We start from the raw sequence: 371 nt of genomic DNA on the forward strand, positions 1-371 counted from the left end.
CGAGCTTGATCTTGTCGCCTTCCTCGTAGTCCGGGATCGCAGCCCAGTCCTGGCAGCGCTGGCGCCAGGCATGAGCATAGCTGTCTGGGTCTTTCAGCTCGGACAGCAGGGCCAATAGGCTCAGTGGCGCGCGGGATTCGACCGGTCCCGCGCTTTCCTCCATGTCCTTGTAGCCCCAGCAGCCGTCATCATATCGGGTAAGGAATACGGCGGCGAAAGTGATGGAGCCATCCGCATCGGTGACATAGGTCGTGTCTTCGACAGGGGTGCCGTCGATATTTGTGACCTTTGCCGCCGCGTACCACGTCGAACCCACCTTGCAGGCTTTGACCAGTTCCGTCTTGCGCCTTTCGCCCTCGAAGGTGCACAGC

1 protein-coding gene is annotated in these 371 nt (G+C 60.9%); it reads right to left on the reverse strand.

Annotation, left to right across the window (positions count from 1 at the left end; all coding sequences use genetic code 11):
• The coding region (locus A3764_RS00375; protein WP_443069357.1) for a DUF6927 domain-containing protein at positions 1-371 on the reverse strand (371 nt) is incomplete at both ends.

This window comes from Sulfitobacter sp. HI0129 (genome assembly GCF_001635395.1).
Lineage (GTDB): Bacteria > Pseudomonadota > Alphaproteobacteria > Rhodobacterales > Rhodobacteraceae > Sulfitobacter.